The organism is Streptomyces sp. NPDC043854, from assembly GCF_056436005.1.
On the sequence record NZ_JBWKDK010000030.1, the window covers coordinates 1 to 18004 of the forward strand.

Sequence of the window (18004 nt, forward strand, 5' to 3'; positions counted from 1 at the left end):
ACGAACGCCTCGGGGGTCGCCATCACCGCCACACCACCGGCCAGCGCCAGCGAGCACTCCCCCGACCGCAGCGCCTGCACCGCCAGGTGCAAGGCAACGAGCGAGGAGGAGCAGGCGGTGTCGATGGTGACGGCTGGTCCTTCGAAGCCGAAGACGTAGCTGACGCGGCCCGAGGCGATGGCGCCGGTGCCGCTGTTGGCGGCGTAGTCGTGGTACATCATGCCGGCGAACACGCCGGTCGAGCTGCCCTTGAGGGTCGCCGGGTCGATGCCGGCCCGCTCGATCGCCTCCCAGGACGTCTCCAACAGCAGACGCTGCTGCGGATCCATACCGAGGGCCTCGTTCGGGGAGATCCCGAAGAACGCCGGGTCGAAGTCGCCCGCATCGTGCAGGAACCCGCCGTGCTTGACGTAACTGGTACCCGGACGCTCAGAAGCCGGATCGAACAGCTCGTCGACGTTCCACCCGCGGTTGGACGGGAACTCGGAGATCGCATCCACACCGCCCGCAACGAGCCGCCACAGGTCCTCGGGGGTCTCCACCCCACCGGGATAGCGGCAGGCCATGCCCACGATCACGATCGGGTCGTCCTGGGCGGCGAGAGCACCGGTGGCCGTGGCGGCGGGCGCGTCGGTGTCTTGGCCGGAGACCTCGTCGAGCAGGTATGCGGCGAGTTCGGCGGGGGTGGGGTAGTCGAAGACCAGCGTGGCGGGCAGCCGCAGTCCGGTGGCCTCGTTGAGGCCGTTGCGGAGCTCGACGGCGGCCAGGGAGTCGACGCCGAGGTCGCGGAACGCCCGTTCGGGTTCGATGGCGCGGGCGTCGGCGAAGCCGAGGACGAGGGCGGCCCGGGACAGGACGAGGTCCAGGAGGGCGGCCTGGTGTTCTGCCTGCGGCAGGGAGGCCAGGTGGCGCTGGAGGGCGCCGGCCTCGGCCACGGGGGTCTGTGCGGAGCGGCGGCGCCGCGTGGCGGTGGGGATGAGGCGCCGGAAGAGGGGCGGGGCGCCGTCGCCCTGGGCACGCAGGGCAGCCAGGTCGAACTTGGCGGGGACGAGGGTGGCTTCGCCGCCGGCCAGGGCGGCGTCGAAGAGGACGGTGCCCTCCTCGGGGGTGAGGGGGAAGATGCCGCCCTGCGAGATGCGGGAGCGTTCGGCCTCGGCGAGGGTGCCGGCCATGCCGCCGGTCCACAGGCCCCAAGCCAGGGACAGGGCGGGCAGACCGACCGCCCTGCGGTGGGCGGCCAGGCCGTCGAGGAAGGTGTTGGCGGCCGCGTAGTTGCCCTGGCCGGGCGCGCCGAGCGTGCCGGAGCCCGAGGAGAACAGGACGAACGCGGACAGGTCGTGGCCGGCGGTCAGCTCGTGGAGGTTGAGTGCCGCGTCGACCTTCGGGCGCATGACGGTGTCGATGCGGTCGGGGGTGAGGGAGGCGATGACGCCGTCGTCGAGGACGCCGGCGACGTGGACCACCGCGGACAGTTCGATATCGGTGAGGAGGGCGGCGAGCGCGTCGCGGTCGGCGACGTCGCAGGCCGCGACCTTCACCTCCGCGCCGAGGGCCGCCAGGTCCGCTACCAGTTCCTGGGCGCCCGGTGCGTCCGCGCCGCGGCGGCTCGTCAGCAGCAGGCTGCGCACGCCGTGCTCGGCCACGAGGTGGCGGGCGAACAGGCCGCCCAGACTGCCCGAGGCACCGGTGAGCAGCACGGTCCCGCTACCGAACGCCGGGGCCGCCTCGCTAGCGGCGTCGGCCGCCGCCGGGACTTCGGTACGGACCAGGCGGGCGCCGTACGCGGTGGTCCCGCGGACGACGACCTGGGACTCTCCCGCCGCCAGCGCGAGGTCGACGGCGGCGGAGGGGTCCTCGGTGTCGGCGGGCACGTCGACGATCACGAAGCGGCCCGGGTCCTCGGACTGCGCGGAGCGGACCAGGCCCCAGACCGCAGCACCGGCCAGGTCGGTGACGTCCTCACCCGGCAGTGCGACCGCGCCGCGCGTGACGAACACGAGGGTGCCGGTGGCCGTGGCCGATTGGAGGCGCGCCAGGGCCGCGTGGGCGGCGGCGCGTACGGCCGTGGCGTCCGTGCCGGGGACGCTGTCGAAGACGGCGGTGTCCTGGGGGCGCGCTGCGGGGGTGGCCGGCAGCGGCGTCCAGTCCAGACGGAACAGCGACTCGTGGTGGCCGGCGCGGGCGGCCGCGAGCTGCTCTTCGCTGATGGGGCGGAGCATCAGGGATTCGACGGTCGCGACGGGCCGGCCGACGGCGTCGGCGAGCGCGAGGGAGACGCCCGCGCCGGTCGGCGTCAGGCGGACGCGGACGGAGGTGGCCCCGGCGGCGTGCAGGGTGACGCCTGACCAGGCGAACGGCAGGGCGGCCTGGTCGCCGGTGACCCCGGTGAAGCTGACCGCGTGCAGGGCGGCGTCGAGCAGGGCGGGGTGCAGGCCGAGCCGTTCGGCGTCCTTGTGGTCCTGCTCGGGCAGGGTGATGTCGGCGTAGACCGAGTCGCCGGCCCGCCAGGCGGCCTTGAGGCCCTGGAACACCGGGCCGTACTGGAGGCCCAGGCCGGCGAGGTCGGGGTACAGGGTGTCGACGTCGATCGGGGTGGCGCCGGCCGGCGGCCACTGGGAGAGGTCGGCGTTGCCCGCGTCGGCGCCGGAGGCAAGGACACCGGTGGCGTGCCGGGTCCACGGCTCGTGCGCGGAGGAGCGGGAGTGCACGGTCAGGGAGCGGGTGCCGGAGCCTTCGGCGGCGCCCACGGTGACCTGGACCTGTACGGCCCCGCGCGGGGGCAGGACCAGCGGGGCTTCGAGGGTGAGCTCCTCGAGGACGTCGCAGCCGACCTGGTCGCCGGCGCGTACGGCGAGCTCGACGAAGCCGGTGCCGGGGAAGAGGATGGTGCCGCCGACGACGTGGTCGGCGAGCCAGGGGTGGGTGGCCGCGGAGAGCCGGCCGGTGAGCACTGCGCCCTCGGAGTCGGCGAGCATGACGGCGGCGCCGAGCAGGGGGTGGTCGGCTGCGTCGAGGCCGGCGGAGGTGATGTCGGCGGCGCCGTTCTCCGGCGTGATCCAGTAGTGCCGGCGCTGGAAGGCGTAGGTGGGCAGGTCGACGCGCCGGGCGCCGGTGTCGGCGAAGACTGCTTCCCAGTCCACCGACACGCCGTGGACATGCAGCCGGGCGATGGTTGCGAGCAGGGCGGCGGCCTCAGGCCGGTCACGGCGCACCGCCGCAGCCAGCACAGCCGTCTCCGACTCGACCGACTGCTGGGCCATCGCCGTCAGCACGCCGTCCGGACCCAGCTCCACGAAACGGGAGACGCCCTCGGCCTCCAACGCCCGCACACCGTCGGCGAACCGGACGGCCACGCGGACGTGCCGGACCCAGTACTCCGGATCGGCCAGCTCACCGGCAGCCGCAACCGTGCCCGTCAGCGCGGACACCACCGGGATCGTCGGGGCGCTGTACGACAGCGACGCCGCCACCTGCCGGAACTCGTCCAGCATCGGGTCCATCAGCGACGAGTGGAACGCGTGCGACACCTTCAGACGGGTCGCCTTGCGGCCCTCCCCCTCGAAGTACGCCTTGACCTTCAGAACCTCGGCCTCGTCGCCCGAGACCACGACCGCGCTCGGACCGTTGACCGCGGCGATCGACACCGACTCCGACAGAAGCGGAAGCACCTCCGCCTCGCTCGCCTGGAGCGCGACCATCGCCCCACCCGCCGGCAGTGCCTGCATCAGACGGCCGCGGGCGACCACCAGCCGGGCCGCATCCGCCAGCGACAGCACACCCGCGACATGGGCGGCGGCGATCTCGCCGATCGAGTGGCCGGCCAGGAAGTCGGGCTTCACGCCCCACGACTCCACCAGCCGGAACAACGCCACCTCGACCGCGAACAGCGCAGGCTGAGCGAACTCCGTACGGTTCAGACGCTCCGCATCCTCACCCCACACGATCTGCGACAGCGGCAGGCCCAGCTCCGCCACCACCGCATCGAACGCGGACGCGAACACCGGGAACGCCTCGTACAGCCCACGGCCCATGCCGAGCCGCTGCGCACCCTGCCCCGTGAACAGGAACGCCGTCAGGCCGCTGCCGGCGAGGCCGCGCAGTACGTCGGCGCGTGCCTCGCCGTTCGCCAGTGCTCCGAGCGCGGCGAGGGCGGCCTCGCGGTCCTCGGCCAGGACCACGGCGCGGTGCTCCAGGCAGGCGCGGGTGGTCGCCAGGGAGTAGCTGAGGTCGAGTTCGCGCAGCTCGGGGTGGTCGGCCGTGTACGCCTGCACGCGGGCGGCCTGGGCCTCGAGGGCGTCGGCGCTGCGGGCGGATACCAGCCACGGCAGGGGGGTGGCGGCGGGGCGGGTCGCGGGGGCGGGGGCCGGCTCGGCGGGCTGCCCTTCGGCGGGCTCCGGTTCGGGGGCCTGCTCCAGGATGAGGTGGGCGTTGGTGCCGCTGACGCCGAAGGCGGAGACGGCGGCACGGCGCGGGTGGTCGGCGTGCGGCCAGGGGCGGGCCTCGGTGAGCAGTTCGACGTCGCCGGCGGACCAGTCGACGTGGGTGGTGGGCCGGTCGACGTGGAGGGTCCTGGGCATGGTTTCGTGGCGCATCGCCATGACCATCTTGATGACGCCGCCGACGCCGGCGGCGGCCTGGGCGTGCCCGATGTTCGACTTGAGCGAGCCCAGCCGCAGCGGCCGGTCCTTCGGGCGTCCCTGGCCGTACGTGGCGAGCAGGGCCTGGGCTTCGATGGGGTCGCCGAGCACCGTGCCGGTGCCGTGTCCTTCGACGAGGTCGACCTGGGCTGCGGGGATCCGGGCGGCGCTCAGTGCCTCGCGGATGACGCGCTGCTGGGAGGGGCCGTTGGGGGCGGTCAGGCCGTTGCTCGCGCCGTCCTGGTTGACGGCGGAGCCCTTGATGACGGCGAGGACGGGGTGGCCCTTGGCGCGGGCCTCGGAGAGGCGCTCCAGTACGAGCATGCCGGCGCCCTCGGCCCAGGCGGTGCCGTCGGCGGCCTCGGCGAAGGCCTTGATGCGGCCGTTGGCGGCGAGGCCGCCCTGGCGGGCCATGCCGATGAACGGGCCGGGGGTCGACATCACCATGACGCCGCCGGCGAGGGCCAGTGAGCATTCCCGGTCGCGCAGCGCCTGCGCGGCGAGGTGGATGGCGACGAGGGAGGACGAGCAGGCGGTGTCCACGGTCACCGCGGGGCCTTCGAGGCCGAGGGCGTAGGAGACCCGGCCGGCGATGACGGCGGCCACTGCGGCGGTGCCCATGAAGGGTCCGGCAGCCTCGGGGGCCGTGTTGAGGAGGTCGCCGTAGTCCTGGAATCCGGAGCCGGCGAACACGGCGACCTGTCCGCCGCGCACCTTGTCGGCGGGGATTCCGGCCCGCTCCAGCGCATCCCAGGAGACCTCCAGCATGAGGCGCTGCTGCGGGTCCATGGCGACGGCTTCCTTCGGCGAGATGCCGAAGAAGGCGGGGTCGAACTCGGCGGCGCCGGTCATGAAGCCGCCGACGCGGGCGAAGTCGCCGTCCTCGGTGTCGATCTGCCAGCCGCGGTCCTGGGGGAAGTCGGAGACGGCGTCGACCTCGTCGGCCACCAGCTGCCACAGGTCCTCGGGGGAGGTGACCCCGCCGGGGTAGCGGCAGGCCATGCCGACGATGGCGATCGGGTCGGCGTCCCTGGCCTCGTACTCCTGGAGCCGCTGACGTGTCTGGGCCAAATCGGCAGTGACCCGCTTGAGATAGTCAAGGAGCTTCTGATCGTCAGCCATTCCCCGCCTCGCAACGTCCTCTGGAATACGCATGGTTCTGGTGTGGTGAAACGGGCCCTGCGCGCGTCAGTCGGAGACTGCGCGCAGGGCCGGGGCCTTCAGGCGAGGCCGAGTTCCTTGTCGATGAACGCGAAGACGTCGTCCGCCGTCGCGTCCTCGGTGAGCTGGTCGGCCGCGGAGGCCGGTCCGCCGCCCAGGCGGGCCGTCAGGCTCTGCAGCCTCCCGGGGATCTTGTGCCGTTCGATGTCCTCGGGGTGGAGCGCCGTCAACGCTGCCTCAAGCCGGTCGAGTTCGGCCAGGACGGACATCGCGTCTGCGTCGATCGCGGCATCCGGGCACAGTTCGCCGTGCAGGTACGCGGCGAGTGCGGTAGGGGTCGCGTGGTCGAAGACCATCGTGGCGGGCAGGGTGCGGCCGGTGGCCGTGGAGAGCCGGGTGCGCAGGTCGGTGGCGGCCACCGAGTCGAAGCCGAGGTCGGTGAACGGCCGGCCGGGCTCGACCGTCTGTGGGTCGTCGTAGCCGAGGAGGGCGCCGACGTGGGTGCGTACGAGGTCGAGCAGGGCCCGGTGCTGCTGGGCCTGCGGGAGGCCGTGCAGCCGTTGGGTGAAGGCGTCCGCGCCGTCCGTCCCCGCGGTGTCGGGTACGGATTCCAGTGCGGCGCGGGCCTCGGGCACGGTGTCGATGAGCGGGCGGGGCCGGGCCAGCGTGTAGACGGGGGCGAACCGGGCCCAGTCGATGTCGGCGACGACCAGGTGGCTCTCGTCGTGGTCGAGGGTGCCGGCGAGGCCGGCGAGGGCGGGCCGGGCGTCCATGGGCAGGGTGCCGATCCGGGTGAGTGCGGCGCTGAGTTCGGCGTCGACCATGCCGCTGTCCCAGGGGCCCCAGGCCACCGAGGTGGCGGTGGCGCCGCGGGCCCGGCGGTGGGCGGCGAGCGCGTCGAGGTAGGAGTTGGCGCTGCCGTATGCGGCCTGGCCGGCGCTGCCCCATACGGCGGAGCCGGAGGAGAAGAGCACGAAGGCGTCCAGTGGCCGGTCGGCGAGCAGGTCGTCGAGGTGGCGGGCGCCGCTGACCTTGGCGTCGGCGACGGCGGCGAACTCCTCGAGGCTGAGGTCGGACAGGGGTGCGATGCGCTGCATGGCACCCGCGGCGTGCACGACGGCGGTGAGCGGCAGGTCCGCGGGAACGCTGTCGAGCAGGGCGGCGACGGCGTCACGGTCGGCGACGTCGCAGGCGGTGACGGTGACGCGGGTGCCGCGGGCCTCCAGTTCGCCGACCAGTTCCCGGGTTCCGGGCGCGGCGGGGCCGCGGCGGCTGGTGAGCAGCAGGTGCGGCGCGCCGCGGTCGGCGAGCAGCCGGGCCACGTGGGCGCCGAGCCCGCCGGTGCCGCCGGTGATCAGGGTGGTGCCGGAGGGCTGCCGGTCGCGGACGGCGGGCGCGTCGCCGAGGGGTACGCGTACCATGCGGCGGCCGAGCACGTGGCGGCCGCGGACGGCGAGCTGGTCCTCGCCGCCGGGTGCGGCGAGGACGGCGCACAGGGTCCGTACGGTCTCCTCGGTGACCTCGGCGGGCAGGTCGACGAGGCCGCCCCAGGTGTCGGGGAGGTCGAGGGCGAGTCCCGCGCCCAGGCCCCAGAGCGCGGCCTGGAGGGGTTCGGGGACGGTGTCGGCGGGGGTGGCGGCCACCGCCCGGGAGGTGACCGACCACAGGGGGGCGCCGATTCCGGCGTCGCCGAGCGCCTGCACGAGGGTGACGGTGGTGGCGGTGCCCCGGGAGAGGGCCGGGTGGTCCGGGTGGGGGCGGTCGTCGAGGGGGAGCAGGGAGAGCGCGCCGGCCAGGCCGGTGTGGGCGCGCAGTTCGTGGGCGAGCGCGGTCCTGGTCTGGTCGCCGATCACGACGCGTACGGTCCACACGCCGTGCGCGGCGAGGCCCTCGGCTAGGGCGGTCACCCGGGGGTCGCCGGAGAGGTCCGCGGGCACGGCCAGCAGCCAGGTCCCGTCGGGGGCGGCGGGTCCGGAGGCGGCGGGGGTGCGGGCGGGCAGCCACTGGACGCGGTAGCGCCAGGAGTCGGTACGGGCCTGCTCGCGCCGGCGGTGGCGCCAGTCCCGCAGGGCGGGCAGCACCTGGTCCAGGGTTTCGGCGGGTACGCCGGTGTGGTCGGCCAGGGCGGCGCTGTCGGCGCGCTCCAGGGCGTCGAGGACGGCGCTGTCTGCGGCGTCCGGGGTGGTGGGGCCGTTCGGGGCGGGCGCGGCGGCGTCGGGGTCGCGCCAGAACCAGCGGCGTTGGAAGGCGTAGGTGGGCAGGTCGACGCGCTTCGCGCCGTAGGGCGCGAAGTACGCCTGCCAGTCCACGGCCACTCCACGGCAGTGCGCCAGCGCCACCGCGGCCACCAGCTCGCCCTCCTCGCCGCGGCCCCGGCGCAGCAGCGGCACGAACGCGCCGTCACCGCCCGACAGGCAGGCCGGACCCGTCGCCGACAGCACCGCATCCGGGCCCACCTCGACGAACGTGGTGACGCCCTTGTCCTCCAGCACCCCGACCGCATCCGCAAACCGCACCGCGTCACGGACGTGCCGGACCCAGTACTCCGGATCGGTCAGCTCACCGGCAGCCGCAACCGTGCCCGTCAGCGCGGACACCACCGGGATCGTCGGGGCGCTGTACGACAGCGACTGCGCGACCTCGCGGAAGGCATCCAGCATCGGGTCCATCAGCGGCGAGTGGAAGGCGTGCGACACCTTCAGACGGGTCGCCTTGCGGCCCTCCCCCTCGAAGTACGCCTTGACCTTCAGGACCTCGGCCTCGTCGCCCGAGACGACGACCGCGTTCGGGCCGTTGACCGCGGCGATCGACACCGACTCCGACAGAAGCGGAAGAACCTCCGCCTCGCTCGCCTGGAGCGCGACCATCGCCCCACCCGCCGGCAGTGCCTGCATCAGACGGCCGCGGGCGACCACCAGCCGGGCCGCATCCGCCAGCGAGAGCACACCGGCCACGTGGGCGGCGGCGATCTCGCCGATCGAGTGGCCGGCCAGGAAGTCGGGCTTGACGCCCCACGACTCCACCAGCCGGAACAGCGCCACCTCGACCGCGAACAGGGCCGGCTGCGCGAACTCCGTACGGTTCAGACGCTCCGCGTCCTCACCCCACACGATCTCCATCAGCGGCAGGCCCAGCTCCGCCACCACCGCATCGAACGCGGACGCGAACACCGGGAACGCCTCGTACAGCCCACGGCCCATCCCGAGCCGCTGCGCACCCTGACCCGTGAACACGAACGCGGTCAGGTCCTCGGCCCGGCCGGCGCGTCCCTGCACGAGCCCGGCCGCGGGCTCGCCCGCGGCCAGCGCGCCGAGGCGGCGCAGCAGCTCCGCCCGGTCGGTGGCGACGATCGCGGCCCGGTCCTGGAGCGCGGCCCGGGTGCCGGCCAGGGACCAGCCGAGGTCGGCGAGGCGGGTCGTGGTGTCGGCTTCGAGGTGCGCGAGCATGCGCTGGGCCTGGGCGCGCAGCGCGGCCGTGCCCTTGCCGGAGAGCACCAGCGGGATCGCGGCATCGGCGCGGACGGCCGGGGCTGCTGCCGCCGGTGCGTCGGCCTTCGGTTCGGGAGTCGGCTCGGGCGCGGGTGCCTCTTCGAGGATCACGTGGCTGTTGGTGCCGCTGAAGCCGAAGGAGGAGACGGCGGCGCGGCGCGGGCGGCCGTTGTCCGGCCAGTCGCGGGCCTCGGTGAGCAGCTGGATGCGGCCTTCGGACCAGTCGACCTTGGGGCTGGGCCGGTCGACGTGCAGGGTCTTGGGGAGCCTGCCGTGGCGCATCGCCATGACCATCTTGATGATGCCGCCGACGCCGGCGGCGGCCTGGGCGTGCCCGATGTTCGACTTGAGCGAGCCCAGCCACAAGGGCTGGTCCTCGGGGCGGTCCTGGCCGTACGTGGCGAGGATCGCCTGGGCTTCGATGGGGTCGCCGAGTACCGTGCCGGTGCCGTGTGCCTCGACGGCGTCGACCTGTGCGGGGGTCAGTTGGGCGCCGGCGAGGGCCTGGCGGATGACGCGGCGCTGGGAGGGGCCGTTGGGGGCCGATATGCCGTTGCTGGCGCCGTCCTGGTTGACGGCGGAGCCGCGCACCACCGCGAGGACCGGGTGGCCGTTCTTGCGGGCGTCGGAGAGCCGCTCGACAAGGAGCATGCCGACGCCCTCGCCCCAGCCGGTGCCGTCGGCGGCTCCGGCGAAGGACTTGCAGCGGCCGTCGGGGGCGAGGCCGCGGTCCTGGCTGAATCCGACGAAGGAATGCGGGTGTGCCATGACGGTGGCGCCGCCGGCCAGGGCGAGGGTGCACTCGCCCGAGCGGAGCGACTGGATGGCCAGGTGGAGGGCGACGAGCGAGGAGGAGCAGGCCGTGTCCACCGTGACGGCGGGGCCTTCCAGGCCGAGGGTGTAGGCGATGCGGCCGGAGGCGACGCTGGCCAGGCTGCCGGTGCCGCCGCCCACGAGGTAGTCGTGGTAGACGACTCCGGCGAAGACACCGGTCTGGGTCTCCTTCAGCGTGGCGGGGACGATGCCGGCCCGTTCCAGCGCTTCCCAGGCGGTCTCCAGCAGGAGGCGCTGCTGGGGGTCGGTCTCCCGGGCGTCCTTGGGGCTGATCCGGAAGAAGTCGGCGTCGAACTCGCCGGCGTCGTGCAGGAAGCCGCCCTCGCGGGAGTACGTCTTGCCGGGTGTGGCGGGCTCGGGGTCGTAGAGGCCCTCGAGGTCCCAGCCGCGGTTCTCCGGGAACGTGCTGATGGCGTCCGTACCGGAGTCCACCAGCTGCCACAGTGCCTCGGGGGTGTCCACGCCGCCGGGGAACCGGCAGCTCATCGCCACGATGGCGATGGGCTCGTGGGCCCTGGCCTCGGCCTCCCGCAGGCGGCGCTTGGTCTGCTGGAGGTCGGCCGTGGCGCGCTTGAGATAGTCGCGGAGCTTGTCGTCGTTGCCCATGGTCAGGAACCAATCTCAAGGTTGTCCAGGGCCCGGAAGAGTTCGTCGTCCGTGGCCGATTCGAAGTCGTCGTGCGTGTCCTCGCCCGGCTCGCCGCCGTGCGTGTCCCGCCAGTTGCGCAGCAGTGCCTCGAGGCGCGCGGTGATGCGGGCGGCATCGGTGTCGAGGCCGGAGGTGTCGGCGAGGGCGGTCTCCAGCCGGTCGAGCTCCGTGAGCAGGTGCTCGGCGGGGTTCGGCTCCTCCGGCCGGTCGTGGGTGAGCAGGAGCTCGGTGACGGACTGCGCGTTGGGGTGGTCGAAGGCGAGGGTCTCGGGAAGCTTCAGGCCGGTGGTGGTGGTGAGGCGCCTGCGCAACTCGCTCGCGGCGACGGAGTCGAAGCCGAGTTCGGTGAAGGCCCGGTCGGGCTCCACGGCGTCGATCGATGTGTGTCCGAGCACCGCGGCGACGTGGCGGCGGACCAGGGCGAGCGCCTCGCGGCGGCGCTGGCCGTCGGGCAGCGCCATCAGCTCGTGCCAGCGTGCGGTCTCGGCGTCGAGGCCGGCCGCCGGCTCCGGGGCGCCGGTGCCGCCGATGGCCACGGTGTGGCCGGTGGTCTCGGCGAGCCAGTACGGGCGGCGTTGGAAGGCGTAGGTGGGCAGGTCGACGCGCTGGGCGCCGTAGGGCGCGAAGTACGCCTGCCAGTCCACGGCCACTCCACGGCAGTGCGCCAGCGCCACCGCGGCCACCAGCTCGCCCTCCTCGCCGCGGCCCCGGCGCAGCAGCGGCACGAACGCGCCGTCACCGCCCGACAGGCAGGCCGGACCCGTCGCCGACAGCACCGCATCCGGGCCCACCTCGACGAACGTGGTGACGCCCTTGTCCTCCAGCACCCCGACCGCATCCGCGAACCGCACCGCATCACGGACGTGCCGGACCCAGTACCCCGGATCGGTCAGCTCACCGGCAGCCACAACCGTGCCCGTCAGCGCGGACACCACCGGGATCGTCGGGGCGCTGTACGACAGCGACTGCGCGACCTCGCGGAAGGCATCCAGCATCGGGTCCATCAGCGGCGAGTGGAAGGCGTGCGACACCTTCAGACGGGTCGCCTTGCGGCCCTCCCCCTCGAAGTACGCCTTGACCTTCAGGACCTCGGCCTCGTCGCCCGAGACCACGACCGCGCTCGGGCCGTTGACCGCGGCGATCGACACCGACTCCGACAGAAGCGGAAGAACCTCCGCCTCGCTCGCCTGGAGCGCGACCATCGCCCCACCCGCCGGCAGTGCCTGCATCAGGCAGCCGCGGGCCACCACCAGCCGGGCCGCATCCGCCAGCGACAGCACACCGGCCACGTGGGCGGCGGCGATCTCACCGATCGAGTGGCCGGCCAGGAAGTCGGGCTTCACGCCCCACGACTCCACCAGCCGGAACAACGCCACCTCGACCGCGAACAGCGCAGGCTGCGCGAACTCCGTACGGTTCAGACGCTCCGCATCCTCACCCCACACGATCTCCATCAGCGGCAGGCCCAGCTCCGCCACCACCGCATCGAACGCGGACGCGAACACCGGGAACGCCTCGTACAGCCCACGGCCCATCCCGAGCCGCTGCGCACCCTGACCCGTGAACACGAACGCCGTGGTGCCAGCGCCCGTGCGGGCGTTGCCGGTGACCACGCGGCCCGACGCGTCGCCGGCGGCGAGGGCGGCCAGGGAGTGTACGGCCTGGTCGCGGTCCGGGGTGAGGACCGCGGCGCGGTGCTCGTGGGCGGTCCGGGCGTTCGCCAGGGTCCAGGAGATGTCGGCCAGGCGGAGGTCGTCGCGGGTGCGCAGGTGCTCGGCGAGCCGAGCGGCCTGGTCGCGCAGTGCCTGCGGGGTGCGGGCGGAGACGAGCAGCGGCAGGGCTGCGGGGGTGGCGGGGGCAGGGGCCTGGCCGGCGGTGTCCGCGGGCTGCGGGTCGGTGTGCTGCGGGGCCTGCTCGACGATGACGTGGGCGTTGGTGCCGCTGATGCCGAAGGAGGAGACGCCGGCCCGGCGCGGGCGGCCGGTCTCCGGCCAGTCGCGGGCTTCGGTGAGCAGTTCCACCGCGCCGGAGTCCCAGTCCACCTCGGGGGACGGGTGCTCGGCGTGCAGGGTCCTGGGGAGTGCTCCGCGGCGGATCGCCTCGACCATCTTGATGACGCCGGCGACGCCGGCCGCGGCCTGCGCGTGCCCGATGTTCGACTTGATCGAGCCCAGCCACAGGGGTTGGTCCTCGGGGCGGTCCTGGCCGTACGTGGCGAGGATCGCCTGGGCTTCGATGGGGTCGCCGAGCTTGGTTCCGGTGCCGTGTGCCTCGACCGCGTCGACGTCGGCGGCGGCGAGACCGGCATTGGCCAGGGCCTGGCGGATGACGCGCTGCTGGGAGGGGCCGTTGGGTGCGGAGAAGCCGTTGCTGGCGCCGTCCTGGTTGACGGCGGAGCCGCGCACCACCGCGAGGACCGGGTGGCCGTTCTTGCGGGCGTCGGAGAGCCGCTCGACGAGGAGCATGCCGACGCCCTCGGAGAAGCCGGTGCCGTCCGCGCCGGAGGAGAAGGAGCGGCAGCGGCCGTCGGCGGACAGGCCCTGCTGGAGGCCGAACTCGATGAGCACCTCGGGGGTGGCCATGACGGTGACGCCGCCGGCGACGGCGAGGGCGGACTCGCCCGAGCGCAGGGACTGGATGGCCAGGTGCAGGGCGACCAGTGAGGAGGAGCAGGCCGTGTCCACCGTGACGGCCGGGCCCTCGAGGCCGTACGTGTACGAGAGCCGGCCGGAGGCGATGGAGCCGGTGGCCCGGGAGCGGGCGTAGTCGTGGTACATGGCGCCGGTGAAGACACCGGTCTGGGTGCCCTTGAGGGTGGCGGGATCGATGCCGGCGCGTTCGAACAGCTCCCAGGAGGTCTCCAGGAGCAGGCGCTGCTGGGGGTCCATGCCGAGGGCGTCATTCGGGGAGATGCCGAAGAAGCCGGCGTCGAACTCGGCGGCGTCGTGGAGGAAGCCGCCGGAGCGCGTGTAGGTGCGGTCGGGGGTGCCGGGTTCGGGGTCGTAGATGCCCTCCAGGTCCCAGCCGCGGTCGGTGGGGAACTCCGAGATCGTTTCAGTGCCTTCGGCCACCAGCCGCCACAGGTCCTCGGGGGTCTCGACGCCGCCGGGGAAGCGGCAGGCCATGGCCACGATGGCGATGGGCTCGTCGTCGGCCGGGGCGGTGGCCGCGGTGGCGGCCGGGGCGGCGGCGGCGCCGCGCGCGGTGTCCTTGAGGTACTGGGCGGCGGAGCGGGCGGTCGGGTAGTCGAAGACGAGGGTGGCGGAGAGCTTCAGGCCGGTGCCGGCCGACAGCCGGTTGCGCAGTTCGACGGCGGTGAGGGAGTCGAAGCCGAGCTCCTTGAAGGCGCGGTCGGGCTGGACGGCGTCGGCGGAGTCGTGGCCGAGGACGTCGGCGGCGTGGCTGCGTACCAGGTCGAGCAGGAGGCTGTCGCATTCGGCCTCGGGGAGCCGGGCGAGCCGGTCGGCCAGCTCGGAGCCGCCGGCGGCCGTGCGGGAGGCGGCGGCCGCGGCCTTGCGGGCGGGTACGCGGACCAGTTCGCGCAGGACGGCGGGGACGTGTCCGTGGCCGGCCTGGGTGCGCAGTGCGCCCAGGTCGAGCTTGACCAGCAGCTGGAGCGGGTCGTCGGCCCCGAGTGCCTGGTCGAACAGGGCCAGTCCCTCGGCGGTCGCCATGGCGGGGAAGCCCTGGCGGCGCAGCCTCTGGATGTCGGCGGCGTCCAGGGTGCCGGTCATGCCGGTGCCTTCGGCCCACAGGCCCCAGGCCATGGAGGTGCCGGTGAGTCCGGCGGCGCGGCGGTGGGCGGCGAGGGCGTCGAGGAAGACGTTGGCGGTGGCGTAGTTGGCCTGGCCGGCGGCCCCGAGGGTGCCGGCGGCGGAGGAGAACAGGGCGAACAGGGCGAGGTCCCGGCCGGCGGTGAGCTCGTGCAGGTGCCAGGCTGCGTCCGCTTTGGGCGCGAGGACGGTGTCCATGCGCTCGGGGGTCAGGGAGGCGATGACGCCGTCGTCGAGGACGCCCGCGGAGTGGACCACGCCGGTGAGGGGGTGCTCGGCGGGGATGGCGGCGAGGAGGGCGGCGAGCGCGTCGCGGTCGGAGACGTCGCAGGCGGCGAGGGTGACCTCGGCGCCGTGGGCGGCGAGGTCGTCGCGCAGGGCGGCCGCGCCGGGGGCGTCGGCGCCGCGGCGGCTGGTGAGGACGAGGTGGCGGACGCCGTGCTCGGTGACGAGGTGGCGGGCGACGAGGGCGCCGATGCCGCCGGTGCCGCCGGTGACCAGGACGGTGCCCTGCCCGTCGAGGGGGCGGGCGGCGGTGGCGGTGGTGGTGGTGTTCTGGGGTTCGGTGCGGACGATGCGGGGGGCGTGGGCGGTGCCGGTGCGCAGGGCCAGCTCGGGTTCGCCGGTGGCGAGGGCGGCGGGCAGGGCGCGCCGGGACGCGTCGGTGCCGTCGAGGTCGATGAGGGTGAACAGGCCGGGGTTCTCGGCCTGGGCGGCGCGGACCAGGCCCCAGACCGGGGCGGTGGCCAGGTCGGGGACGGTGCCGGCGGCGGGTACGGCGCCCTGGGTGACGAGGACCAGGCGGGAGGCGGCGAGCCGTTCGTCGGCGGCCCAGGTCTGCAGGATCGCCAGGGTCTCGTGGGCGGTGGCGCGCACGGCGTGCGGGACGTCGCCGGCGGGGGCCGTGCGGGTGAGGAGTACGGTCGCGGGGGCGGCGGCGCCCGCGTCGAGCGCGGTGCGCAGCGCGTCGAGGTCCGGGTGGGCGGTGGGGTCGGCGAGGTCGGTGAGGTCGGCGAGGCCGAGGGTGTCGGTTCCGATGAGGGTGACCGGGTGGGCGGCGCTGCGGTCGGTGGCAGGCAGCGGTGCGGGCAGCGGGCTCCAGGTGAGGCGGTAGGGCTGTTCGCCGCGCCCGGTGGCGGCGCCGAGCTGTTCGGTGGAGACGGGCTTGGCGACGATGGAGCCGACGGTGAGGACGGGGCTGCCGCTGTGGTCCGCGGCCTGGAGCAGGGTGCTGCCCTTGGTGTCGGTGACCAGCCGCACCCGCAGGGCGGTGGCGCCGACGGCGTGCACCGAGACGCCGGTCCAGGCGAACGGGAGGAGGGTGTCGGCGCTGGTGTCGCCGAGCAGGTCGGCGTGCAGGGCGGCGTCGAGGAGGGCGGGGTGCACGACGAAGCGGGCGGCGTCCGGGTGCGCCTGCTCGGGGAGGGTGACCTCGGCGAAGGTCTCGTTTCCGCGGCGCCACAGGGCGGTCAGGCCCTGGAAGACGGGCCCGTAGGCGTAGCCGCGGCCGAAGAGGCGCTCGTAGGCGCCTTCGAGGCTCTGGGGCTCGGCGCCGGGCGGGGGCCACTGGGTGAGGTCGAAGGCGGCGGCGGGTGCGCCGGTGGTGAGGGTGCCCTCGGCGTGGCGGATCCAGTCCTGGCCGTCGCCGTCGGCGCGGGAGTGGATGGTCACGGTACGGGTGCCGGAGTCGTCGGCGGGGCCGAGGAGGACCTGGAGGTCGACGCCGCCGTGCTCGGGCAGGATCAGGGGGGCTTGGAGGGTGAGTTCGTCCAGGACGTCGCAGCCGGCCTGGTCGCCCGCGCGGACGGCGAGGTCGACGAAGGCGGTGCCGGGCAGGAGTACGGCGCCGAGGGCCTCGTGGTCGGCGAGCCAGGGCTGCTTCTGCAGGGAGAGGCGGCCGGTGAACAGGTGGCCGCCGGTGGCGGGTTCGGTGGCGGCCCGCAGCAGCGGGTGGTCGACGGGGGTCTGGCCGAGGACGGCGGGGCCTGCGTCGAGGGCGGGCACGTCCATCCAGTACCGCTTGCGCTGGAACGCGTACGTGGGCAGGTCGGTCAGCCGGGCGCCGGTACCGGCGAAGAAGCCGGCCCAGTCGACGGGGACTCCGCGCACCCAGGTTTCGGCGAGGGAGCGGGTGAAGCGGGCGAGTCCGCCTTCGCCGCGGCGCAGGGAGCCGACGGTGGCCGCGTCCTTGCCGGCGGCGTCGGCGGTCTCCTGGATGCCGTTCTTGAGGACGTGGTGGGGGGTGGGCTCGACGAAGAGGGTGAAGCCGTCGTTGAGGAGGGCGGTGGTGGCCTCTTCGAAGCGGACGGTCTGGCGCAGGTTGGTGTACCAGTACTCGGCGTCGAGGCCGGCGGTGTCGAGGGGGGCGCCGGTGACGGTGGAGTAGAACGGCAGGCGTACCGAGCGGGGGGTGACGGGGGCCAGGGCGGCGATCACCTCGTCGCGGATCTCCTCCACGTAGTGCGAGTGGGAGGCGTAGTCCACGGGGATCATGCGGGCCCGGACGCCTTCGGCTGTCAGCTCGGTGAACAGCTCCTGGAGGGCGGCGGTCTCACCGCAGGCGACGGCGATGCCGGGACCGTTGACGGCGGCGAGCTGGAGGCGGCCCCGGCGGTGCTCGAGCCGGGCGCCGATCTCCGCGGCCGGGAGGGGGACGGACATCATGCCGCCCTTGCCGGCGAGGCTGTCGCGGATGATCCGGCTGCGCAGGGCGACGACGCGGGCGCCGTCCTCGATCGAGAGGGCCTCGGCGACGGTCGCGGCGGCGATCTCGCCCTGGGAGTGGCCGACGACGGCGGCCGGCTCGACCCCGTGGCTGCGCCACAGGGCGGCGAGCGAGACCATGACGGCCCACAGGACGGGCTGGACGACGTCGACCCGGTCGAGGGTGGGCTGGTCCTCGTGGCGGCGCAGTACGCCGACGAGGTCCCAGTCGGTGAACGGGGCCAGTGCGGCGGCGCACTCGGCCATGCGCTGGGCGAACACCGGTGACTGGTCGAGGAGTTCGACCGCCATGCCCTCCCACTGGGAGCCCTGTCCGGGGAAGACGAAGACGGTGCGGGGAGTCCCGGAGACCGAGCCGGGGACGACGGCCGGGGCGGTGGCGTCCCCGGCGAGGCCGGCGAGTCCGTCGAGGAGGCTCTCGGTGCCGTCCCCGAGGACGACCGCCCTGTGAGGGAGCGCGGCCCGGGTGGTGGCGAGCGACAGGCCGATGTCGGCCGGGCGTTCGCCGGGGCGGTCCGCGAGGTACCGGCGCAGTTTCTCGGCCTGCGCCCGCAGGCCCGCCGCATTCTTGGCCGAGATGGGCCACGGAATTACCGCAGGAATGTTCTCACTAGCCACCCAGGCCACCCCATTTTGAGTCGGATCTGAAATCGGATTTCGCCGTTTTCACAGGCGATATGACGCTACTGAGGCAGGTGCGGACGGCCAACCCCAGAGAAACGGGAAAAGGGTCCCCCCT

The 18004-nt window shown here is 74.2% G+C and carries 2 protein-coding genes and 1 pseudogene; all 3 read right to left on the reverse strand.

The genetic code is table 11. The annotated features are described in order from the left end of the window. A partial coding sequence (locus AC068A_RS24855) for an SDR family NAD(P)-dependent oxidoreductase (RefSeq protein ID WP_478588311.1) occupies positions 1–5759 on the reverse strand: 5759 nt, incomplete at its 3' end. 98 nt (positions 5760–5857) lie between these two features. Further along, positions 5858–10726, reverse strand: coding sequence for a type I polyketide synthase (locus tag AC068A_RS24860; protein ID WP_478588313.1), 4869 nt, complete (start codon positions 10724–10726; stop codon positions 5858–5860). 2 nt (positions 10727–10728) lie between these two features. Further along, positions 10729–17862, reverse strand: a pseudogene (locus AC068A_RS24865) (SDR family NAD(P)-dependent oxidoreductase); the annotation flags it as partial. Positions 17863–18004 lie beyond the last annotated feature (142 nt).